This window comes from Chelatococcus albus (assembly GCF_030067675.1).
GTDB classification, from domain to species: domain Bacteria; phylum Pseudomonadota; class Alphaproteobacteria; order Rhizobiales; family Beijerinckiaceae; genus Chelatococcus_A; species Chelatococcus_A albus.
The window spans coordinates 180408-203347 of record NZ_JASJEV010000007.1 but is presented as its reverse complement, the minus strand read 5'-3'; the positions used below and the strand labels follow the sequence as shown (position 1 = coordinate 203347).

Annotated in this window: 19 protein-coding genes; 15 read left to right on the top strand and 4 right to left on the bottom strand. The window is 70.7% G+C overall.

Annotation, left to right across the window (positions count from 1 at the left end; all coding sequences use genetic code 11):
• Positions 1-66 precede the first annotated feature (66 nt).
• The 7 genes from QNA08_RS12865 (at position 67) to QNA08_RS12835 (ending at position 7909) form a co-directional block, all read left to right on the top strand.
• Positions 67-981, top strand: coding sequence for an alpha/beta hydrolase family protein (locus tag QNA08_RS12865; RefSeq protein ID WP_283741113.1), 915 nt, complete (start codon positions 67-69; stop codon positions 979-981).
• Positions 982-1062: 81 nt separating this feature from the next.
• The gene (locus QNA08_RS12860; RefSeq protein ID WP_283741112.1) at positions 1063-2616 is read left to right on the top strand and encodes an ABC transporter substrate-binding protein; all 1554 of its coding nucleotides are present in this window, start codon (positions 1063-1065) and stop codon (positions 2614-2616) included.
• A 32-nt stretch (positions 2617-2648) separates the two neighbouring features.
• The gene (locus tag QNA08_RS12855) at positions 2649-3593 is read left to right on the top strand and encodes an ABC transporter permease (RefSeq protein ID WP_283741111.1); all 945 of its coding nucleotides are present in this window, start codon (positions 2649-2651) and stop codon (positions 3591-3593) included.
• The gene (locus QNA08_RS12850; protein ID WP_283741110.1) at positions 3590-4405 is read left to right on the top strand and encodes an ABC transporter permease; all 816 of its coding nucleotides are present in this window, start codon (positions 3590-3592) and stop codon (positions 4403-4405) included. The genes QNA08_RS12855 and QNA08_RS12850 overlap by 4 nt, the downstream gene beginning before the upstream one ends.
• The gene (locus QNA08_RS12845; RefSeq protein ID WP_283741109.1) at positions 4405-6075 is read left to right on the top strand and encodes an ABC transporter ATP-binding protein; all 1671 of its coding nucleotides are present in this window, start codon (positions 4405-4407) and stop codon (positions 6073-6075) included. Before QNA08_RS12850 ends, QNA08_RS12845 begins: the two co-directional genes overlap by 1 nt.
• A complete protein-coding gene (locus QNA08_RS12840) occupies positions 6072-7247 on the top strand; it encodes a C45 family autoproteolytic acyltransferase/hydrolase (RefSeq protein WP_283741108.1) in 1176 nt (391 codons plus the stop codon). Before QNA08_RS12845 ends, QNA08_RS12840 begins: the two co-directional genes overlap by 4 nt.
• Before the next feature lie 224 nt (positions 7248-7471).
• A complete protein-coding gene (locus QNA08_RS12835; protein WP_283741107.1) occupies positions 7472-7909 on the top strand; it encodes a GlcG/HbpS family heme-binding protein in 438 nt (145 codons plus the stop codon).
• A gap of 109 nt (positions 7910-8018) precedes the next feature.
• On the opposite strand, the gene QNA08_RS12830 is transcribed toward QNA08_RS12835, so the two are convergent.
• The gene (locus tag QNA08_RS12830) at positions 8019-8294 is read right to left on the bottom strand and encodes a hypothetical protein (protein ID WP_283741106.1); all 276 of its coding nucleotides are present in this window, start codon (positions 8292-8294) and stop codon (positions 8019-8021) included.
• A gap of 579 nt (positions 8295-8873) precedes the next feature.
• Between QNA08_RS12830 and QNA08_RS12825 the strand changes: the two genes are divergently transcribed.
• Positions 8874-10562, top strand: coding sequence for an ethylbenzene dehydrogenase-related protein (locus QNA08_RS12825; RefSeq protein WP_283741105.1), 1689 nt, complete (start codon positions 8874-8876; stop codon positions 10560-10562).
• Positions 10563-10626: 64 nt separating this feature from the next.
• Positions 10627-11781: a 2Fe-2S iron-sulfur cluster-binding protein gene (locus tag QNA08_RS12820; RefSeq protein WP_283741104.1), complete on the top strand. Its 1155-nt coding sequence runs from the start codon at positions 10627-10629 to the stop codon at positions 11779-11781.
• A gap of 233 nt (positions 11782-12014) precedes the next feature.
• Here the strand turns inward: QNA08_RS12820 and QNA08_RS12815 are convergent, their stop codons facing one another.
• The 3 genes from QNA08_RS12815 to QNA08_RS12805 form a co-directional block, all read right to left on the bottom strand.
• Entirely contained in the window at positions 12015-14054 is a 2040-nt protein-coding gene (locus QNA08_RS12815) for a methyl-accepting chemotaxis protein (protein WP_283741103.1), read from the bottom strand.
• A gap of 7 nt (positions 14055-14061) precedes the next feature.
• Entirely contained in the window at positions 14062-14817 is a 756-nt protein-coding gene (locus QNA08_RS12810) for a PstS family phosphate ABC transporter substrate-binding protein (protein WP_340322089.1), read from the bottom strand.
• Positions 14818-15067: 250 nt separating this feature from the next.
• Positions 15068-15745 carry a GntR family transcriptional regulator gene (locus QNA08_RS12805; RefSeq protein ID WP_283741101.1) on the bottom strand — a complete coding sequence of 226 codons (678 nt, stop codon included), beginning with the start codon at positions 15743-15745 and terminating at the stop codon, positions 15068-15070.
• A gap of 129 nt (positions 15746-15874) precedes the next feature.
• Here QNA08_RS12805 and dctP point away from each other — a divergent pair, with 129 nt between their 5' ends.
• The 6 genes from dctP (at position 15875) to phnC (ending at position 22937) form a co-directional block, all read left to right on the top strand.
• Positions 15875-16897, top strand: coding sequence for a TRAP transporter substrate-binding protein DctP (dctP, locus tag QNA08_RS12800; RefSeq protein WP_283741100.1), 1023 nt, complete (start codon positions 15875-15877; stop codon positions 16895-16897).
• The gene (locus QNA08_RS12795; protein WP_283741099.1) at positions 16894-17454 is read left to right on the top strand and encodes a TRAP transporter small permease; all 561 of its coding nucleotides are present in this window, start codon (positions 16894-16896) and stop codon (positions 17452-17454) included. Before dctP ends, QNA08_RS12795 begins: the two co-directional genes overlap by 4 nt.
• The gene (locus QNA08_RS12790; RefSeq protein ID WP_283741098.1) at positions 17451-18803 is read left to right on the top strand and encodes a TRAP transporter large permease; all 1353 of its coding nucleotides are present in this window, start codon (positions 17451-17453) and stop codon (positions 18801-18803) included. The genes QNA08_RS12795 and QNA08_RS12790 overlap by 4 nt, the downstream gene beginning before the upstream one ends.
• A gap of 40 nt (positions 18804-18843) precedes the next feature.
• Positions 18844-20205 (top strand): malonyl-CoA decarboxylase, encoded by a 1362-nt coding sequence (locus tag QNA08_RS12785; RefSeq protein WP_283741097.1) that lies wholly within the window; start codon positions 18844-18846, stop codon positions 20203-20205.
• A gap of 23 nt (positions 20206-20228) precedes the next feature.
• The gene (locus tag QNA08_RS12780) at positions 20229-21749 is read left to right on the top strand and encodes a malonate--CoA ligase (RefSeq protein ID WP_283741096.1); all 1521 of its coding nucleotides are present in this window, start codon (positions 20229-20231) and stop codon (positions 21747-21749) included.
• A 381-nt stretch (positions 21750-22130) separates the two neighbouring features.
• Complete coding sequence (gene phnC / locus QNA08_RS12775; RefSeq protein ID WP_283741095.1) at positions 22131-22937, top strand: phosphonate ABC transporter ATP-binding protein; 807 nt, start codon at positions 22131-22133, stop codon at positions 22935-22937.
• The last annotated feature ends 3 nt before the right edge of the window (positions 22938-22940 follow it).

The window sequence follows — 22940 nt, the reverse complement described above, 5'->3', positions numbered from 1 at the left end:
TTGCGGGGCCGGCCTGTCCATGCAACATAATTGGCGCCAATTTTATCGCCAATAGCGAGGGTGATCATGAACCGTCCGGTTGTCGCGACCTTGGGGCAGGAGCAGGCGGACGCAGCGCCGGCGGGTGGGGCCGTCGACGGTGAGGCCCGGGCGCGCGCCCTCTACGATCTCGAACGCACGACCGTCTTCGCCTGCCGGCGCGACCCGCGCTTTTCCTATTGCCTTTACGTGCCGCCCGCCGTCGGCAGGGGCGGGGAGGCGCCGGAGCTCGTCGTGGCGATGCACGGCACGGGGCGCACCTTCACGGCCTACCGCGACGCCATGGCCGAGTTCGGCCGCTGGAACAACTGCATCGTGCTTGCGCCGCTCTTCCCCGTCGGCGTGCTCGGGGACGGGAACCGCAACGGCTACAAGTACATGCAGGAGGGCGACATCCGCTACGACCGCGTGCTCCTCGCCATGGTGGAGGAGGTCGGCGAGAGGTACGGCTGCGCCTTCGAGCGCTTCGCCCTCTTCGGCTATTCCGGCGGCGGGCACTTCACCCACCGCTTCCTCATCCTGCATCCCGAGCGGCTGTGGGCGGCCTCCGTCGGGGCGCCGGGCTCGGTGACGCTGCTCGACCCCGAGCGCGACTGGTGGGTGGGCGTGCGCAACATCGGCGCGCTCTTCGGCCGCGACCTCGACCTTGCGGCCATGCGGCAGGTGCCGGTGCAGATGGTGGTCGGTGCGGCCGATCTCGAAACCTGGGAGATCACGCACCAGCCGGGCGGACGCCACTGGATGGAGGGCGCCAACGACGCCGGCCGGACGCGGCCGGAGCGGCTCGCGAGCCTGCGCCGCTCCTTCGAGGCGGCGGGCATCCCGGTGCGTTTCGACCTCGTGCCCAACACGGCGCACGACGGACAGCGCTGCCTCGCCCCGGTGAAGGACTTCTTCGCCGCCGTCCTGCGCGAGCGGCGGGCGGCGGCGCGGCAGGCCTAGGACTGCCGGGCAATGGGAAGGACCCGCCACGACAGACAAGAACCGCCGGGCGCGGAGGGGAATGAACCGGAGGGGATACCGATGAAACGACTGGCCTTCTCGCTGTGCGCGGCTGTCCTGTGCACGGCTGTCCCGGCCGCGGCCGCGGCCGAGACCGTGACGGTGGCGCTCAATGCCGACATCCGCTCCACCAATCCGGGCGTCAACCGCGACGACAACACGGATGCGGTCATCCTGCACGTGGTGGAGGGGCTCGTTGGCTACCGCGAGAACGGCACGGTCGCGCCGCTGCTCGCCGAATCCGTGTCGACCGCGGCCGACGGGCTCACCTACACCTTCAAGCTGCGCCGGGGCGTGACCTTCCATAACGGCGCGGAGATGACCTCCGCCGACGTGCTGTGGAGCTGGAACCGCTACATGGATCCGAAGACCGACTGGCGCTGCCGGCCCGAATTCGACGGCCGGCAGGGCCTCAGGGTCACGGGGGTCGCCGCGCCGGACCCCTACACGTTCTCCATGACGCTCGAGAAGCCGAGCGCCCTCTTCCTCGACACCCTGGCGCGCACGGACTGCGCCATGACCGCCGTGCTGCACAGGGACTCGGTGAGACCGGACGGCAGCTGGGACCGGCCGGTGGGCACCGGCCCCTTCAGGCTCGGCGAGTGGCGGCGGGGCGAATATGTCACCCTCCGGCGCTTCGACGCCTATGTCTCGCCGCCGGGCGAGCGGCGTGACGGCTATGTCGGGGCCAAGCGGCCGCTGGTGCAGGAGGTGAAGTTCGTCACGATCGCGGACGCCGCCACGGTCAAGGCGGGCCTTCTCTCCGGCGCGCTCGACATCGCCGACATCCCCGACGACGACATTCCCGAGCTGTCGAAGAGCAGGGCCATCGAGGTGAAGACAGCGCCGACCGCGACGAAACACGCCTTCCTCTTCCAGACGCGCGACCCGCTCCTCGGCAACGTCAAGCTGCGCCAGGCGATCGCCGCCGCCCTCGACCTGCCGCAGCTCGTCGGCCACGTCTCGAACGGGCTCGGCCGGCCGAACGGCTCGGCGGTCTACGTCACCTCCGCCTATCATGACGAGGCGCACCGGCGGGGCTACACCCACGACCCCGCCCGGGCGAGGGCGCTGCTCGCCGAGGCCGGCTACAGGGGCGAGACGATCAGGCTCATCGCCAACAAGCGCTCGAGCGTGCCGAGCTATCCCGCCGCGGTCGTGGCGCAGGCGATGCTGCAGGCCGCCGGCATCAGGGCCGAGATCGAAGTGCTGGAATGGGCGACCCAGCTCGACCGCTACACGAAGGGCAACTTCCAGATGATGTCCTTCACCTATTCGGCGCGTCTCGACCCCGCCCAGAGCTACAACCAGTTCTTTGGCCCGAAGGACAGGTTCCCGAGCAAGGTCTGGGACAATCCGAAGGCCCAGGAGCTGATCGAGAAGGCCTCGCTCGTCGCCGACGAGGCGGAGCGCCGCGCGATCTTCGGCGAGCTGCACCGCCTGATGCTCGCCGATGCACCGCTCGTCTTCCTCTACAATGCCGTGGACACGACGGCGGTGGCCAGGCGCGTCCGCGGCTATGCGCCGTGGGTCGCCTCGAAGCCCCGGCTCTGGGAAGTCTCCGTCGGCGATTGAGGCCGGCGCGCAGGTTGGGCGGGAGTTCCGCAATGCTACGATTTGCCCTCACCCGGATCGCGATGGCCCTGCCGACGCTCTTCATCGTCGCGGTATCGGTCTTCGTGCTGATCCGGCTCATCCCCGGCGACCCGGCGGCCCTGATGCTCGGTGATCTCGCCGATCCCGCGAGCCTCGCGGACCTGCGCCGGCGGCTCGGGCTCGACCACAGCCTGCCGGTGCAGTTCGCCATCTGGTTCGGCAACGTACTCGCCGGCGACCTCGGCCTGTCGATCACCTCCGGCCAGCCGGTGCTGCCGCTCATCGTCGGCCGCTTCTGGGTGAGCGCGCAGATCGTGCTGGTCGCCGTGCTCTTCGCGAGCCTCGTCGCCGTGCCGGCCGGCATGGTCGCCGCCTGGCGGCAGAACAGCCTTGCCGACATCGCCCTCGTCGGCGCCGCGACGCTGCTCCTCTCGGTGCCGACCTTCTGGCTCGGGCTGCTGCTGCTGCTCTTCTTCGGCCTTGAGCTCGAATGGCTGCCTGTCGTCGGCTATGTCTCGATCGCCGAGGATGCGACGCGCGGCCTCCTCTATCTGGTCATGCCGGTGATGACGCTGTTCCTGCACGAGATCGGCGTCGTCATGCGCATGGCGCGCGCCTCGACGCTCGAGGTGCTGCGTCTCGACTACATCACCCATGCCCGCGCCAAGGGCCTGCCCGAGGCGGCCGTCCTGTGGCGGCACGCCTTCAAGAACGCCTTCGGCCCGACGTGGACGCTGATCGGCCTCGTGCTCGGCAATCTCCTCGGCGGCATCGCGGTCGTCGAGACGGTGTTCACCATCCCCGGCCTCGGCCGGCTCCTTGTCGATTCGATCTTCGCGCGCGACTACCCGGTGATCCAGGGCTGCCTGCTCTTCGTGGCCTTCACCTACGTCGTCGTGAACCTGATCGTCGATCTGTTCTATCCCGTCTTCGATCCGAGGGTGACGGCGGAATGAAGCTCCCGGCTCCCAATGCACTCATCGGCGGCGCGCTCATCGGCGGCCTTGCCGTGGCCGCCGCGCTCGGCGCCCTGTGGACGCCCCACGATCCGCTGGCGCTCGACTTCAGGGCGAAGCTCGGCGCACCCGGCGCGGCGCATCTCCTCGGCACCGACGAGTTCGGCCGCGACGTGCTGAGCCGCCTGATGGCGGGCGCGGCGACGAGCGTCTGGATCAGCCTGCTCACCGTCGGCTTCGCCATCACGGCCGGCACGGCGCTCGGCATCTTCACGGGCTATGTCCGGGGCTGGGTGGACCGCATCGTCATGGCCTTCAACGACGCGCTGCTCGCCTTCCCCGGCATCCTGCTCGCCCTCGGCCTGCTCGCCGTCGTCGGCGCCAACAAGTACGGCATCATCGTCGCGCTTGGCCTCGCCTATACGCCGTCCGTGGCGCGCATCGTGCGTGGCACCGTGCTGTCGCTGCGCGAGAAGGAGTTCATCGAGGCCTCGCGCGTCATGGGCAATTCCGAGCTCTACACGATGGCGCGGCACGTGCTGCCGAACTGCGTCGCACCGCTCACGGTGCTCGCCACCTCCATGTTCGGCTGGGTGCTGCTCGCCGAGAGCGCGCTTTCCTTCCTCGGCCTCGGCGTGCCGCCGCCGGCGCCGACCTGGGGCAACATGCTCGCCGGCAGCCGCCCGTTCATCGCCCAGGCGGCCTGGCTCGGCATCTTCCCCGGCCTGTGCATCTCGCTGACGCTCCTTGGCATCAATCTCCTCGGCGATGCCGTCCGCGACAAGCTCGACCCGCGCATGAGGGGTGTGTGATGCTAGCCCGCCAGACCCTCCTCGAAGTCGAGAACCTGACCCTCGCCGTGGCGCATACGGGGCTGTGCGTCGTCAAGGGCGTGAGCCTGTCCGTCGCCGCCGGCGAGATCGTCGGCATCGTCGGCGAATCCGGCTCCGGCAAGACGCTCGCGGCGCGCGCGGTCATGGGCCTCGAACCCTCGGCGATCCGGCGCACCTCCGGCTCCATCCGCTTCGACGGCCGCGAGGTCACGGCCATGGCGCCGCAGGAGCTGCGCGCCATGCGCGGCGCGCGCGTCGGCATGGTCTTCCAGGAGCCGATGACCTCGCTCAATCCCTCGATGACCATCGGCCGCCAGCTCGAGGAAGGCCTCGTGCTGCACCGCGCGCTCGATGCGGGCGAGCGCCGCCGCCTCGTCCTCGACATGCTGGCGCGCGTCGGCATCCGCGACCCGGAAGGGGCGCTCGCCGCCTATCCGCACCAGTTCTCCGGCGGCATGCGCCAGCGTATCATGCTCGCCTCGGTGATGCTGCTGCAGCCGGCGCTGCTGATCGCCGACGAGCCGACGACGGCGCTCGACGCCGTGGTGCAGCGCGACGTGCTCGAGCTCATGGTCGAGCTCACGCGCGCCAACGGCACGGCCGTGCTGATGATCAGCCACGACCTGGCGATGGTGGCGCGCTTCACCGACCGCGTCATCGTCATGGCGAAGGGCGACATCGTGGAGCAGGGGCGCACGGAGGAGCTGCTCCGCCGGCCGCGGCATCCCTATACGAGGAAGCTCCTCGCCGCCATGCCGCGCCGTCTGCCGGCGCGCCGCCTGCCGCCGGCCGAGACGCCGATCGTCGCCGTGCGCGACCTCGTCGTCGACTACGGCGGCCGCCAGGGCTTCTTCCGCAAGGAGGCGCCGAAGCGCGCCCTCCACGGCGTCAGCCTCGCCGTGCGGCCGCGCGAGGTGGTCGCTGTCGTCGGCGGCTCGGGCTCGGGCAAGACCACGCTCGGCCGCGCCATCGCCGGTCTCCTGAAGCCCTCCGGCGGCGAAATCCTGTTCGACGGCAGGCCGATCGCGAAGGGCGAGGCGGGCTTCTGGGACTACCGGCTCAACTGCCAGATGGTCTTCCAGGACCCCTATTCCTCGCTCGACCCGCGCATGACCGTTGGCGCGCTCGTCGGCGAGGCGCTGCGCCACGCGCCCGGCATGGATGCCGCGGCGCGGCAGGCGCGCGTGGCCGAGGTGCTCGCCGAGGTCGGCCTCGGCGAGGGTTTCGCCGACCGCTATCCGCACGAGCTCTCCGGCGGCCAGCGCCAGCGCATCGCCATCGCCCGCGCCGTCGCGCGCCGGCCGAGCTTCGTCATCGCCGACGAGCCGGTGTCGGCCCTCGACGTCACCGTGCGCGCGCAGGTGCTCGACCTCTTCGCCGAGCTGCAGCAGCGCCACGGCTTCTCCTGCCTGTTCATCAGCCACGACCTGGGCGTCGTCGAGCAGGTGGCCGACCGCGTGATCGTCATGCGCGACGGCCGGATCGTGGAGGAGGGCACGCGCGACGCGATCTTCGATGCCCCGCGTGACGCCTACACGCGGCGGCTCCTCTCGGCCATTCCGGCCCTGGAGACGGCCGGGGACGGGGGCGTGCGCCTGAAATGGCGTTTCGACGAGGCGAACGAGATGCGCGAGACGGTGGACGCATGACCCTGCCGATTCCTCTCATCGATGTCACCGGCGGCCCCGCCGAACGCGGCTACGCCTACGGCAAGGCGGCGGCCGAGCGCGTGGCGCGCGGCGTGGAGCTCTACCGCCGCGGCATGCACAGCCGCGGCGTCGCCTGGACCGACGCCCTCGCCGCGGCGGGGCCCTGTTTCGGCGAGATCGCGGCAACGGAGCCCCTGCTCGCCGAGGAGATGCGCGGCATCGCCGAAGGCGCCGGCGTACCCCTGGAAGGCGTGGTCATCATCAATGCCCGCTCCGAGATCCTGCACCGCATGGGGCGCAAGGTGGCCGACGTCGCGGAGCCTGGGCCCGGAAGGGCGGCGCAGCGCGCGGGAGCCGAGGACGGTTGCACGGGCGTCGTCGTCCTGCCGGAGGCGAGCGCCGACCGCCGCGTCATCCACGCCCAGAACTGGGACTGGATGATCGAGGCGCGCGAGACGGTCGTGCTCCTGCGCCTGCGCGAGGGGGAGCACGAGCTCCTCACCTTCGTCGAGGCGGGCGGGCTCGCGCGCTGCGGGCTGAATTCCGCCGGCATCGCCGTCACCGGCAATTCGCTGCAGAGCGACGTGCCGCTGCCCGAGCGGGGCCTGCCCATGTCGCTCATCCGCCGCAAGATCCTCGCGGCGGCGAGCTTCGCCGAGGCCCTGCGCGCCGTCTACCATTCGCCGCGCGGCTGCGCCAACAACGTGCTCCTCTCCCACGCCGCCGGCGAGGCGATCGACCTCGAGACGACGCCGCGGGAGGTCTTCTGGCTGCCGCCGGCCGATGGCCTGCTCACCCATGCCAATCATTTCCGCAGCCCCGGGGCGCTCGCCAGGCTCTTCGACAAGGGCGTCGCCCTCTACCCCGATTCCCTGAGCCGCGAGGCGCGGCTCGCGCGCCTCCTGCGCGACCGCCACGGCACCCTTCGCGCCACTGACGTCATGAGCGCGCTGCTCGATCGCTGGGGTGCGCCCGACAGCGTGCTGACCCTGCCGCAGGAGGAGTGGCCCGGCATCATCACCGGCACCACGGCGACGATCGTCATGGTGCCGGCGCGCGGCGAACTCTTCTTCTGCCTGGAGCCGGAGCAGAACCCCGTCTTCCATCGCGCCGCCCTCACCCGCCACGTGCCGGCCTCGCCCGGCGCGACCGAGCCCGTCATCGCCGAGTAGGCCCGCGTTGCGTCCCTTCCGAGGCACGCCCGCGGGCCGCCGGCGCTCTCCGCGCGGCGGCCGCCGTCCTCCTCGGCGATCCCGTCGCAGGGGATCTCGCCGCCGTCGCCGCCGCCTTGAGGCCCGATCGTTTCGGATGAGGTGTCTTTCCGCCGCCGGGGCTTAACGCGCCGGCCGTGATGCGGCAGCCTTGGGCGACCTTCGCGTGCTTCCGGGGAGCCTCCATGACCGCGCTGACACTCGACGCCGCCCAGACCATCCTGTCGGCCGCCCTTGCCGCGGCCGCCGAGAAGGGCTTCAAGCCGCTCGCGGTCGCGCTCGTCGATGCGCGCGGCGCGCTGAAGGCCTTCGCCGCCCAGGACGGGACGAGCCTCAAACGCGGCGAGATCGCGCTCGGCAAGGCGAACGGCGCGCTGGCGCTGGGGCTCGGCAGCCGCGCCATCGCCCGCATGGCGGTGGAGCGCCCGCATTTCATCGCCGCCGCAACCCAGGCGGTCGGCGGCTCGCTCGTGCCCGTGCCCGGTGGCGTGCTCGTGCGCGAGGCGACCGGCGAGCTCGTCGGCGCCGTCGGCGTGTCGGGCGACACCTCGGACAATGACGAGACGGCGGCCGTTGCCGGCATCCGGGCGGCGGGCCTCACGCCGGACACCGGCGAAGGCTGACGCGGCCTCCCGCCGCTGCCGGTTGCGCCAACACGAACGCCCCGGGAACGGGGCGTTCGCTCACGCTTCCTGGGTGGCCGGATCATCTCGAACGCGGCGGGAAGCGGAATCAGAAGTTCGGCTCGATATTGTGCTGCGCGCACAGGAGCCGCGCCTTCATCGTCGTCACATAGGGATCCTTGCTGACCTGGACGAGCCTGGACGCGCCATGGCTCTCCTTGGTGACCAACGGGGAGCCGCCCTGGATCAGGGCCTCCTTGGGGAACCGATAGAGGTCACCGGTGCCGATTTCGACATAGGCGCCAGGTTCGGTGAGGTCCTCCCAGTCCATCTCGGGCAATTTGACGCGATGGGCTGACTCGATCGAGGTCTCTTGCTTGGCCATTGCAGACCTCCTCTTCTGATCCTCCCTTGCCAGATCGGTCGTGCGACTGATCTGACGGCGCGAGGATACTCACTCGAACGGAGAATCAAAGGGTTAATGGCCTTGCCGAGGGCAGCATTTTGTCGCGTCTGCATATCGTCGATGCCGGATCGACTTGCACAAGATATGGACATGATCTGCGAAAAATACGCGTCCATGTTGGCAATACAGGATAAATATCTGTTGATTGTGTGATTTGTCGTCCGTTTCGCGGCGCCGGCCGCCGCGATGCGGGCCGCGGGCGGGCGGAGGCCCGGATCTTGCTTTCCGATCGCTGCCCCGTGCCGGGCAGGCGCCCGGGACGGCCCCCTTCTTTTAACGCATGCTTAACGTTAAGCATTCCCAAACAATTTGATTCCAATCTGGATCAAATACCCACGAACCTGGGTATCCTCCATCGGCGATCACGTGCGCACTGCGGCGCGGGGGGACTGTAGGGTCATGGCGGACATCGGTCACGCGAGGGACGGCCTGTCCGGCGAGTCTGTGGGTTTCGCACCGGGCAGCAGGCGACCTGCGGCCGGGTCGGCCGGGTGGACCGTGGGGCGGAGCCCGCGGTCGGGGCCGCCGCGCAGCGACGTCGGCACCATCCTCCTGCACTGGCTGACGGCGGTGGCGATGGTGGCGAGCCTCGTCACCGGGCTGCGCATCGCGGCGGACGCGCCGGAGGCGGTGATCTCCAGGGCCCTTTCGCCGGTCCTGCCGCAGGGCGAGGTCTGGACGGTCCATGTCGTTGCGGGGCTTACGCTCTTCTTCGCCGCCGGTGCCTATGTCGTCTACCTCCGGCGCAGCGGCCTCGAACGCCGGGTGGCGCTCAAGAAGCTGCGCGTCTTCCAGCTCCCGGCGGCGAACCGCCTGCGCTGGGGCGCGGTCAACGTCGCCCTGCACTGGACCCTCTACGGCCTTGTGATCGTGCTGACGGCAAGCGGCGTCGCCCTCTACCTCGGCCACGGCGGCTGGATCGTGCCCGTGCACACGGTCGCGGCGCTCGCCACCCTCGTCTACATCCTCGTGCATGTCCTGGCGCACTACGGCTACGGCGGCTGGGGCCAGCTGCTGCGCCTCTTCCGGCCGAGCGCCCTCGTCGTGACGGCGGCGGTGCGGCCGCGGCCTCTCCTTGTCGCGGGCCTCGTGGGCGCGGGCGTGGCGGCGGCGCTCGCCGGGCTCGACTGGTCGACGCGCGACCTGCTGCCCATCATCCGGGTCGGGCAGGCGCCCGTGCTCGACGGCGTGCTCGACGATCCGGCGTGGAAGGCGTCCCGGGCGGTGTCGATCCTCACCCAGCAGGGCACGGGGCTCGGCGGCCGTGGCGAGTCGACGGTCGAGGTGCGGGCGGTGCACGACGGGCAGGCGATCCATTTCGCCTTCCGCTGGCAGGACCCGACGCGGTCCCTGCGCCGCCTGCCGCTCGTCAAGAAGGCCGACGGCTGGCACATGGTGGACGGCCGGGCCGACCGCGCCGACGTCATCGACTTCTATGAGGACAAGTTCTCCGTGATCTTCTCCCGCTCCAACGCCTTCGGGGGCGGCGGAGGGACGCATCTGGGGCCGCGGCCCCTCGCCGACAGGCCGCCGGCGCTCAACGATCGCGGGCTGCACTACACGACCGACGGCAGCATCATCGACATGTGGCAGTGGAAGGCCTCGCGCGGCGGTCTCCTCGGCCATGTCGACGACCAGTTCATCGGCCCGCCGCTCGAGCCGACGCCGAAGGACTGGGACCGCACGGCCCGCTACCAGGGCGGCTACACGGGCGACCCCGGCCGCGCCTTCTATGCCTACAACTACCGGACCGAGCCGCCGGGCGGCTACCGCGGCCCCGTCGGCGTGCAGCGCCTGCCGAAGGACCTCGCGGCGACGCGGCAGGCCCTCGGGACATTCGATCTCGACCCCAATTCGAGCGACGGGGAGGGGGCGCGCTGGTGGATGACGGAGGCCGAGAGCGTGCCCTATTCACCGGAGGTCGACGCGGCGATCCCCGTCGGCACCGTCATCCCGGGTGTGCTCATCATGGGCGAATATTCCGGTGACCGCGCCGACGTGCGCGGCAGCGCCAGATGGAAGGACGGCTGGTGGACGCTCGAGGCCACGCGCAGGCTGGCGACGGGCAGCAGGTACGACGTCGACTTCCTCCCCGGCGAGCCGCTCTACATGTGGGTCGCCGTCTTCGACCACACACAGACCCGCCACACGCGCCACATGCGCCCCGTGCGGCTCGAACTCCGCTGATCCCGCCCGGCCCGGGCATCCCGCCTTCGCCGCCCGTCCCTGTCCGCATCGCGCAGGTGCCCCGATGAGCGCCAAGTGCACCCTCACCATCAACGGCCACACGATCCGGGCCGGCATCGGCGAGACGCTGGTGGATGCCGCCCTGGGCGGCCGGATCCTCGTGCCGCACGACTGCTGCTCGGGGCAGTGCGAGACCTGCCGCGTGCGCGTGGTCGCCGGTTCCGTCGACGACCAGGGCACCGGGGAGGGGGACACGGTGCTCGCCTGCCTCGCCACGCTCGCCGGCGATGCCGCCATCGCCTTCGACGAGGTGCCGGCGGTCGTGAAGCGCGCCGGCCAGGTGGCCTCCCTCAGGCGCCTGTCGCCGGAGGTGGTGGAGGTCGCCCTTCGCCTGCGCGAGCCCCTGACCTATCTGCCCGGGCAATATGCGAGTGTCGCCTTCGCGGGCTTTCCGGCCCGCGACTACAGCCCGGCGCCACGCGCCGACGGCGGCCTCGATCCGCGCGAACTCGTGCTGCACGTGCGGGTGCTGGCCGACGGCGCCGTCTCCTCGGCCCTCGGCGGGGCGATCGGCGTCGGACACAAGGTGCAGGTGAGGGGCCCCTTCGGCCATGCCTTCTTCCGCCGGGGCGACGGCCTGCTCGTCCTCGTCGCCGGCGGAACCGGCTGGGCGCCCATCTGGGCCGTGGCGCGCGAGGCCTGCCTCACGCAGCCCGGCCGCGACATCGTCGTCGTCGTCGGGGCGCGGGACCTGTCCGGTCTCTACATGCGCCGCTCGCTCGACTGGCTGCGCGAGCACGGCGTGCGCGAGATCATCATGACGAGCGAGGCCGACGCCGCGGGCGACGTGCGGCTCGGGCGGCCGACCAACTACCTGCCCTCCCTCGGGCCGCAGGACATGGTCTACGTGGCCGGCGCGCCGGGGCTCGTGGAGGCGGTCAAGCGCAAGGCGCTCGCCGCCGGCGCCTTCTGCTTCGCCGATCCCTTCCTGCCAGGCACGCAGCGCGTCTCGCTGGTCGGCCGGGTGGCGCGGCTCCTGCGCGCGCCCGGGTCTTCCGCCGAGGCCGGAGCGCCCCTGTCGCCGCGCCCCGCGCGCCTCGACCCGCGTCCCGCCGAGGCTGCCGCCGGGGAGCGGGGCGCCGGCCAGCCGGCCGTCGCCGCGCCGCGCCGCCCCTTGCAGACGACGCTCTTCGGCCCGCGCTCCTCCGGCCGCCGCTAGAGCATTTTCCGCCGAGGTGGTCGCCGGTTCGGCGAAGAAAATGCTCTATTCTCAAAAAGATAGATGCGCCTCCCGGTTCAGTTGAATCGGGAAGTGCTCTAGAGCGTTTCCTGGAAACAGCGCATTCTCGCCGGCGCGGAGCTCCGGTTCACCGCCGCGCCGGCGGCCCCGCCGGGACGGGCGTGCGGAGGGCGGTCGGGCGTGAGGGATGCGGGGCGCGCGGGGCCCGGCCCTTACGCTCCCACCTCGTCGAGAAAGGACTTGACGGTCTCGTCGAGCCGCCGTGCCTCCTCGGCCATCTGGGTCGCGGTCGCGACCACCTGCACCGAGGCGCCACGGGCGCCGCCGATCGTCGTCTTGAGCCGTTCCACGCTCGCCGAAAGGCTCATCGTGCCGCGCGAGGCGGTGGCGACGCTGCCCGAGATCTCGTGGGTGGCGAGGTTCTGACGCTCGACGGCGGTGGATATGGCGCTCGTATGGGCGAGCACGTCGGCGAGCGTGCGGGCGATCACCTCGATGGCGGCGACCGCCTCGCCCGTCGCGCCCTGGATGGCCGCGACCTTCGTGGCGATCTCCTCCGTGGCCTTGGCCGTCTGGCCGGCGAGGGCCTTGACCTCGTTGGCGACGACCGCGAAGCCCTTGCCGGATTCCCCGGCCCGCGCCGCCTCGATGGTGGCGTTGAGGGCGAGCAGGTTCGTCTGCGACGCGATCTCGTCGATGAGCCGGATGACGGCGCCGATCTCCTTGGCCGCTCCGGTGAGGCCGTCGACCTTGCGCGTGGCCTCGCGGGCCACGGCGTTGCCGCCGAGAATGACCTCGGTCGTCTCCTTCACCTTGCCGGCGATCTCGGCGATCGACGTGCTGAAGCGCTCGGTGGCGTCGCGCACGACGGCGACGCTCGCGACGGTGGTCTCGGAGGCTTCGACGGCCTCGGCCGCCTCCCGCTCCGCCGCCACCGACACGTCGGCAAGCTCATGCGCCGTGGCGTCCAAGCTCTCGACACTCTCGCCGACGCTCGCGAGCACCGTGCGCATGGTCCGGTCGAAATGCTGGATCGCCGTCTCCAGCGTCTCGCGCCGCAGCTTCACCGTCTCGGCGATGGCGACGTCCGTGCGCAGGCGGTCGCGCTCCTCGAGCGAGCGTTGCAGCACGAGCACGGCGCGCGCGATGTCACCGATCTCGTCGCGGCGCCCTGCGCCCTCGACCTTGCTCCGCCAGTCGCCCTGCGCGAGCGCGCCCACGGCCCCGGTGATCTGCCGCAGCGGCCGGGTGATCTGCCGCGAGGCGACGAGGGCGATGAGGGCAAAGAGCGCCAGCGACAGGACCGCGAGGCCGCCGAGCCAGGCCATCAGGGAGCGCCCCTGCGCCGCGCCGATGCGCACCATCTCGTCGCGCAGGCCGTTCACCTCCGACACCGGCGCGAGCGTGCACACGCGCAGGTCGAGCGCGAAGGCGATGCAGCGCGCGACGAAGCGGCCGTCGGCGGAGTGGGCGAGCGGCGAGTCGGCCGCGGGCATCAGGCGCGTGTCCGGCCCGCCGACACCGGCCCAGGACACGGGCCGGTTGCCGGCGAGCACGACGACGCCGAGGCTCGTCATCATGGAAAAGTCGCTCAGCGCCTGCTCGACCGGCTTCAGGGTGCGATGGGCGACGAAAGCGGCGAAGACCTCGCCGAAATCGTCGAACAGCGGCTCGACGACGATGGCCGTCGCGACGTTCGCGGCGCGCCCGCCCACCGCCGTGGCGAGCGTCGGGTCGAGCATCACGAGCTTCTGCAGGATCCGGGGCTTGCGGCGGTCATTCTCCCGCAGGAGCGGCATGATCTCGCTGGCGAGGCGGCTCGTGCGCAGGGCCTCGTTCGCCGCCAGCAGGTCGATCCCGATGTCGTGCGCGCCGAGGGGGTGCATCTGCGTGTCGACGACGAGGATGCCGTCGAGATCGGCATTGTCGATCACGCGGCCGAGCAGCTCGCTGATGGCCACGACATTGCCCGAGGACACCGCCCGGGCCACGTCCGCCTGCCGCGTGATGGCGTTGAGGCGGCGGGCGACGTTGTCGAAGATGGTCTGCAGGCGCGCCCGCGCCAGCTTCGCCTCGCCGTCGAGCCGCTCGGCGAGCTTCGCCTCGGACAGGCGGCCGAGTTCGGCCGCCTGCTGCCTCAGGCCCTGGTCGAGGCGCAGGGCCGTCAGGCCTGTGAGTGTCGCAAAGGCGATCGCGGCGGTGGCGAGGGTCACCGCGATGAGCTTGGCGCTGAAGGATCGGAGCGGCTTCACGCGGGCCTCACTGTGTCGCCGGGACGCCTCCCAGGGTGGAGATGAGCGCGCGGGCCGCCGCCGAACGGGCGAAGGCCAGGAAGTCGCGCGCCTCCGGCGTGACGGTGTCTTCCTTGTGAATGAAGGAGACCGTCACCGCGCTCGGGAAATCGGCGTCGGTCGGGAAGCGGCCGTCGACCTTCAGCACCACCGTTCCCTGCTCGAGCTGCCGCGTGTAGGGAGCGAAGCCGATGGCGCCCTCGACCTGCCTGACCGTGTCGATCGCGTCCTGCGTCGTGAGCGCGGTCTTCGACCTGTCGGTGATCCGCAGGTCCTTCCAGCCCGGCATGGCGGCGCGAAGCGCCATCAGCGTGCTGTCCGCGTCCTCGCGGCGCACGACCCGGATCTTGAGGTCGGCGCCGCCGACGTCCTTCCAGTTGGTGATGCGGCCGCCGCCGTAGATGTCCGCGATCTGCGCGGCCGTGAGCGCGTCGACCCGCGCCGAGGGGTGCACGAAGAAGGCCGACGGCAGGCGCACGAGGGCCGTCGCGACGAGCCCCTGCGCCTTCTCCGAGGCCGTGAGCGGGCGCGCCACGCGGCCGAGGACCTCCTTGTCTGACCCAACCGCCACGATCGCCCCGCCCGAGCCGATGCTGGGCGGAACGACGATCGTCGTCTGCGGATGGGCGGCACTGTAGGCGGCTCCGATCGCGCGAAGAAGTTCGATGCCGTCGCCCGTGCCGACGATCGACAATTCGCCGGCAGCGGCCGGGATCGTCGCCAAACACAGCAATGTCGGGACAAGGGCGCTACGCGGCATGGCGGGACATGGCCTCCGGAGGCTCCGAGGCGGACGCCTTGTGTAAAGTTTTACGGGCAAGGACGTAACGAAAGATGAATCTTCTCGCGAAAATTGCAGCCGTCGCGAGATGGGGTTGTGCGGTGGTATTGACGTAGACGGGCGGGGTGCTTGCTTCCCGCACGGGCGACCGGCCGCGCGGGCGACCCGGGACAGGACGGGAGGGGCGGGGCCGTCAGTTCCCGTGCGGGGCGAGGGTGTCGGCGAGGGAGGCGAGCAGGTCGGCGAAACGCTCGCCCTGCACGACGATATGCGCGCGCAGTTCCCCGGCCGCCCGCTCGCCGTCGCCGTCCGCGAGCGCGGCGAGAATCGCCTCGTGCTCGGCGAGGGAGGCCATCATCCTGTTGCGCACCTTGAGCTGCAGGCGCCGGTAGGGCTTCAGCCGCCGGTGCAGCGCTGCCGCCTGCTCGGCGAGGAAGCCGTTGCGGCTCGCCCGGTAGATGGCGTGGTGGAAACGCTCGTTGGCGAGGTAGTAGGCGCCCTCGTCGCCGTTCCCGGCGGCCGCCCGGCACTCTTCCTGGGCCGTGCGCAGGGTGGCGAGATCGGCGGCCGTGAGGCGACGGGCGGCGAGGCGCCCGCACATGGCCTCGATCTCGGCCATGACCTCGAACATCTCCATGAGCCGCGACGGTCCCACCGCGGCGACGACGGCGCCGCGGTGCGGCCGGATCTCGACGAGCCCGGTCGAGGCGAGCTGCAGCAGGGCCTCGCGGATGGGCGTGCGCGACACGCCGAAGCGCTTGGCGAGCGACATCTCGTCGAGGCGCTCGCCCGCCTTCAGCGCGCCCGTGGCGATCTCGTTCTCGAGCGTCTCGCGCAGGTCGTGCCGGCGCTTCGCTGTCCTGGTGCTCATGCGCGTCGTCTACAATCCCGATGTGATTGTATACAACTCTATTGACACTCCATACAAGTTCGGCCTTCGATAGGCGCAACGGTCCCCAGAGGCCGGCCGTGCCCGCGCACGGCAATCGGAGGAAACACCATGGCACTTACTCGGCGGCACGTCCTCGCCGGCGCCCTCGCGGCCCCGGCCGTCCTGCGCTTCGGCGGCAGCGCCGCGGCGGCGACCACGCTCAAGATCTCCCACCAGTTTCCCGGCGGCTCGCTGGACGAGGGGGATTTCCGCGATCGCCTGTGCCGGAAATTCGCGGCGGAGGTGGAGAAGCGCACCGGCGGGGCGCTCAAGGCCGAGGTCTATCCGGGCTCGTCGCTGATGAAGACGAACGCCCAGTTCGCGGCCCTGCGCAAGGGCGCCCTCGACATGTCGCTCTACCCGATCTCCTACGCCGGCGGCGAGGTGCCGGAGTGCAACATCGGCCTCATGCCGGGCCTCGTCTCGAGCTACAGGCAGGGCATGGCCTGGAAGACGGCGCCCATCGGCAGGGAATTCGGCGACTTCCTCGCCTCCAAGGGCGTCATGATCCTCACCTGGTTGTGGCAGGCGGGCGGCGTGGCGAGCCGCGAGAAGCCGCTCGTCGCCCCGGAGGACGCGCGCGGCATGAAGGTGCGCGGCGGCTCGCGCGAGATGGATCTCGTGCTGCAGGCGGCGGGCGCGGCCGTCCTGTCGCTGCCGTCGAACGAGCTCTACGCCGCCATGCAGACGGGCGCCTGCGACGCCGGCATCACCTCCTCGACGAGCCTCATCTCCTTCCGCCTGGAGGAACTGGCGAAGCATCTCACGACCGGGCGCGGCAAGGCCTACTGGTACATGCTCGAGCCGCTCCTCGTGTCGAAGGCGGTGTTCGACAAGCTGCCCAAGGATCAGCAGGACACGCTCCTCGCCGTGGGCGCCGAGATGGAGGCTTTCGGCGTCGCGGCGGCCATGGCCGACGACGTGACCGTCGCCAAGGTGTACGAGAATGCCGGCGCCAGGATCCACGATCTCGACGACGCCACCGTCGAGAAATGGCGGGCCATCGCCCGCGTCACCGCGTGGAAGGACTACGGCGACAAGACGCCCCACTGCGCCAAGTTCATCAAGCTTGCCGGGGATGTCCAGGCATGAGCCACGGCTTCGAACTCGCCGAGGCCGCGGGGGGCGTCGAGCCGGTCGCGACGGGCCATCCGCTCGTCGCGGCGCTCGCCCGGTCGCTCGCCGTCCTCAACCGCCTCGTCGTCCTGTCGTCCTCGGTCGCGCTCGTCGTGGCGAGCGTCATCCTGAGCTACAGCGTCCTCGTCCGCTATCTGTTCAAGGCTCCGACCTACTGGCAGGACGAGGCGTCGGTGTTCCTCCTCGTCGGCGCGACCTTCCTGTCCTCGGCGCATGTGCAGGAGCGGCGTGGGCACGTCGGCATCGAGGCCCTGACGGGCTTCCTGTCGCCGCGCGCCAACCGCCTGCGTCTGCTCGCCGTCGATCTGGCGAGCTTCATCTTCTGCGCCTTCTTCGCCTGGAAGTCGTGGACGCTGTGGCACGAGGCCTGGGTGGACGGGCAGGTCTCCTCCTCCACCTGGGCGCCGCCCCTGTGGATCCCCTACTCGGTGATGGCCGCGGGCATGACGCTGCTCTCGCTGCAGATCCTCCTGCAGATCCTCGCCTTCCTTTCCGCGGAGCGCCGGCCATGAGCACGCTCGCCATCGGTCTCATGTACGGCGGGACGACGCTCGCCGTCATGTTCTCCGGCATGCCGATCGCCTTCGCGCTCGGTGCCGTCGCCGTCCTCTTCATGGTCTTCTTCATGCCGTCGGCGTCGCTCGATACGGTGACGCAGAACGTCTACGAGGAGATGGCTTCCATCACGCTCCTGTCGATCCCGCTCTTCATCCTGAAGGGCGCGGCCATCGGCAAGTCGCGCGCCGGCCAGGACCTCTATTCGGCGCTGCACGCCTGGATGCACCGCATTCCCGGCGGCCTCGGCATTGCCAATGTCTTCGCCTGCGCGCTCTTCGCCGCCATGGCCGGCTCCTCGCCCGCCACCTGCTCGGCCATCGGCTCGGCCGGCATCCCGGAGATGCGCAAGCGCGGCTATTCCGGCGGCTTCGCGGCGGGCATCATCGCCGCCGGCGGCACGCTCGGCATCCTCCTGCCGCCGTCGATCACCATGATCCTCTACGCGGTGGCGGCGGAGCAGTCGCTCGGGCGCCTGTTCCTCGCCGGCATCGGCCCGGGCCTGCTGCTCGTCGCCCTCTTCGCCGGCTATGCCATGCTGCGCTTCCGCCGGGAGTACGCGCTCGCCAGACAGGCCTACGAGGCGGGCGGCGCCGGCTCCGAGATCCTGCGCCAGGAGCGCTACAGCCTCGCCGACAAGCTCGCCGTGCTGCCGCGCGTGCTGCCCTTCGTCGTGCTGCTCACGGGCGTCATGATCGCGCTCTACGGCGGCTATGCGACGCCGTCGGAGACGGCGGGCCTCGGCGGCGTTCTCGCGCTCGTGCTCATCGCCGCCATCTACGGCGTGTGGACCCCGCGCGACCTTGGGCCGATCCTCACCTCGACACTGCGCGAGGCGACGATGCTGATGATGATCATCGGCATGTCGCTCCTCTATTCCTACGTGATGAGCTATCTGCACATCAGCCAGGCGGCGGCGCAGTGGATCGTGTCGCTGCACCTGTCGAAGTGGCTCCTGCTGGCGGCGATCCTGCTGCTCGTCGTGGTGCTCGGCTTCTTCCTGCCGCCGGTGTCGATCATCCTCATGACGGCGCCGATCGTCCTGCCGCCGCTGAAGGCGGCGGGCTTCGACCTCGTCTGGTTCGGCGTGGTCATGACCATCGTCATGGAGATGGGGCTCATCCATCCGCCCCTCGGGCTCAACATCTTCGTCATCAAGAACATCGCGCCGGACATCCCCCTCAGGGAGGTCATCTGGGGCACGGTGCCCTTCGTCATCCTGATGGCGCTCGCCGTCGTGCTTATCTGTATCTTCCCGGAGATCGCCACCTCCCTGCCCGACCTCGTCATGGGCAAGGGTCGGTAGGGGAGGGGCAGTTGCGGGCTCGCGCCCGAGGAGAGAGCCGATGCCGACGTCCTTCTTCAACGACCTCCTGCAGACCCTCACCGACCGCGGCCGGGCGATCCTCGGCCTGCCGCGGGACGTGGTGGCGCGGGGCAACGTGGTGGAGCTCGGCGAGCATCTCCTGTCGGGGCGCGGCGAGGCCTCGGGCGTGGCGCTGGCGCGCGCCGTGCTCGACAGCTACGCCGCCGCTCCGCTTGCGGGGCGGCTGTCCTTCCTCACGGCGCTGGCGGAGCGCTTCGGCGCCGACCGTTCCCTGGTCGAGAAGGCCATCGAGGCCTATCGCAAGGAGCCGAGCGAGGCCAACCTGCACGCCCTCCACACCGCCGCCGAGGCGCGCCGGCAGGAGCTGATGCGCCGCCTCAACCTCGCGCCCGGGGGTACGGCGGCCCTGGTGCGCATGCGCGAGGAGCTCCTTGCGCATCTGTCCGCGCGGCCCGATCTGCGGATCGTGGACGAGGATTTCGTCCACCTCTTCTCGTCGTGGTTCAACCGGGGGTTTCTCGTGCTGAAGCCCATAGACTGGACGACGCCCGCCAACATCCTCGAAAAGATCATCCGCTACGAGGCGGTGCACGAGATCCGCGACTGGGACGACCTGCGCGGCCGGCTGGAGCCGCCGGACCGCCGCTGCTTCGCCTTCTTCCACCCGCAACTCGTGGACGAGCCGCTGATCTTCGTGGAAGTGGCGCTGACGGGCGAGATCCCCGGCGCCATCGCGCCGCTGCTGGCCAGGAAGCGCACGCCGATCGCGGCGCGCGAGGCGACGACCGCCGTCTTCTATTCCATCTCCAACACGCAGAAGGGCCTCGCCGGCGTCTCCTTCGGCAATTTCCTCATCAAGCAGGTGGTCGAGGACCTGAAGCGCGAATTGCCCAATCTCAAGACCTTCGTCACCCTCTCGCCCGTGCCCGGCTTCGCCGCCTGGCTGAAGCGCGAGCGCCAGGCGGAGGCCTCTGACGCGCTGGACGCCGACGCGAAGGCGACGCTGCGGCTCCTCGACGAGCCCGGCTGGCACGAGGATGCCGAGAAGGCCGAGCGCCTGCGCAAGGTGCTGATGGCCGCCGCGGCCTGGTATTTCCTCAAGGCCAAGACGCCGAAGGGGCGCCCGGTCGATCCCGTGGCGCGCTTCCACCTCGGCAACGGCGCCCGCCTCGAGCGCCTCGACTTCCTCGGCGATACCTCGCCGAAGGGCCTCGAACAGGCCCACGGCCTCATGGTCAACTACCTCTACGCCCTCGAGGACATCGAGAAGAACCACGAGGCCTTCGCCGCCGCCGGCGAGGTCATCGCCTCCTCGGCCGTGCGCAAGCTCTTGAAGAACAACGCGCCCTCGCGCGCCGTCACGCTCATCCCGACAGACTGAACCACACCAGATCGAAGGAAGCCATGGCGTCCTACCTGTTCTCCGCCCTCAGCGCGCGCATGCCCGAGCCGGGCAGGACCTTCATCGAGAAGGCCGACGGCAGCGTCATCACCTACGGCGATCTCGTCGACGGCACGGCCCGGCTCGCCAACGCGCTCGCCGCCCGCGGCGTGGCGCCGGGGGATCGCGTCGCGGTGCAGGTGGAGAAGAGCCCGGAAGCCGTCATGCTCTATCTCGCCTGCACCCGCGCCGGCGCCGTCTTCCTGCCGCTCAACACGGCCTATACGCTCGCCGAGCTCGACTATTTCATCGGTGACGCAGAGCCCGCCCTCGTCGTCTGCGATCCCGCCAGGCGCGAGGGCATCGAGGCGGTCGCGGCCCGCTACGGCGCCAGGGTCGACACGCTCGACGCCGCCGGCCGGGGCAGCCTGACCGCGCTCGCCGCCACGCAGCCAGCGCGCTTCGCGGATGTCGCGCGCGGCCCCGACGACCTCGCCGCCATTCTCTACACCTCGGGCACCACCGGGCGCTCGAAGGGCGCCATGCTCAGCCACGACAATCTCCTGTCGAACGCGCTGACGCTCACCGACTGCTGGCGCTTCACGCGCGACGACGTGCTCCTGCACGCCCTGCCGATCTTCCACACGCACGGCCTCTTCGTGGCCACCAACGTGGTGCTCGCCGCCGGCGCCGGAATGATCTTCCTGCCGCGCTTCGACGCCGACGAGATCATGCGCCTCATGCCGCGGGCGACCGCCATGATGGGCGTGCCGACCTTCTACGTGCGCCTGCTGCAGCATCCGGGCCTCACGCCCGAGACGACGAGACACATGCGCCTCTTCGTCTCCGGCTCGGCGCCGTTGCTGGCCGACACGCACCGGGAGTGGCGGGCGCGCACCGGCCACGCCATCCTGGAACGCTACGGCATGACGGAAACCAACATGAACACCTCGAACCCCTACGACGGGGAGCGGGTGGCGGGCACCGTGGGCTTCCCCCTGCCGGGCGTGAGCCTGCGCGTCGTCGACCCCGAGACGGGGGCGGCGCTCCCGCAGGGCGAGATCGGCATGATCGAGGTCAAGGGTCCCAACGTCTTCAAGGGCTACTGGCGCAACCCGGAGAAGACCAGGGCCGAGTTCCGCCCCGACGGCTTCTTCATCACCGGCGACCTCGGCAGGATCGACGAGCGCGGCTACGTGCACATCGTCGGCCGCGGCAAGGACCTCATCATCACCGGCGGCTACAACGTCTATCCCAAGGAGGTGGAGAGCGAGATCGACGCGCTGCCCGGCGTCGAGGAGAGCGCGGTGATCGGCGTCGCCCATCCCGATTTCGGCGAGGGGGTGACCGCGGTCGTCGTGCCGGCCAAGGGCGCGACCGTCGACGCCGCCGCCATCGTCAGGGCGCTCGAAGGCCGGCTCGCCAGGTTCAAGCAGCCGAAGAAGGTCATCGTCGTGCCCGAACTGCCGCGCAACACCATGGGCAAGGTGCAGAAGAACGTCCTGCGTGACACCTACAAGGATCTCTACACGCGCCCCGCCTGAGCGGCCCTGCGACCGGCGCCCGCCGGGCCCGCGCGAGAACCGGGATCGCTCCCGGAACGGCCGCCAGGGCGGCCCCTTCGCGCCGGACAGCCGCTGACCCGGCCTCCGGGAGAACCTGGAGAAGGCTCGCGCGGGAACCACCCGCCGTCACGGATGGACAGCAGGCTCGCGCGGGACACGCGGTGTCCGGCGCGACGCGCACCCGATGGCCTCGGGCATGCGGCCCGAGGCGGAGGCAAGGCGCGTCGTCGTGACGGTTCCGTGACGTTATCCACGCATTGCCCAAGGTCTTGCGAGGCGCAAAAACCCACAAAACCGGTCATTGTCACAAGAGCTTCGCACAAGGGAGCTAGCACCGCGGTGACTTGAGAGGAGTTCCGCATGCTGGTTCTCGAGGGCGTGACCCGACGATTTGGCGCCAAGGCCGCGGTCAGCGGCGTCGACCTCGCCGTCGCGCCGGGCAGCTTCGTCGGCGTCATCGGCCGCTCGGGGGCCGGCAAGTCGACGCTTCTGCGCATGGTCAACCGGCTCGTCGAGCCGAGCGAGGGCGTCATCCGCTTCGGCGACCGGGACGTCACCGCCCTGACGGGCCGCGCGCTGCGCGACTGGCGCGCCCGCTGCGCCATGATCTTCCAGCAGTTCAACCTCGTCGGCCGCCTCGACGTCCTGACCAACGTGCTCATGGGGCGGCTCAACGCCGTGCCCGCCTCGCGCGCGCTCGTGCGGCTGTGGAGTGCCGAGGACAAGGCGATCGCCCTTGCCGCGCTCGAGCAGTTCGACATCGCCGGCCTCGCCGCCGAGCGCGCCGACAGGCTCTCCGGCGGCCAGCAGCAGCGCGTCGCCATCGCCCGGGCGCTCGTGCAGGAGCCGGACATCATCCTCGCCGACGAGCCCATCGCCTCGCTCGATCCGCGCAACACGAGGGTCGTCATGGACGCGCTGCGGCGCATCAACCGGCACTACGGCATCACCGTCCTGTGCAACCTGCATTCCCTCGACCTGGCGCGCGGCTGCTGCGACCGCCTCGTCGGCATGGCGGCCGGGCGCGTCGTCTTCGACGGAACGCCGGCCGATCTCACCGACGCCGCCGTGCGTGAACTCTATGGCCTCGAGGCGGCGGAGGTGCTCGATGCGCCGCCGCCCGCGGCCGTCCGCTTCCCCGCCGCCGCGGCGGGGCTGGCCGCCTAGGGA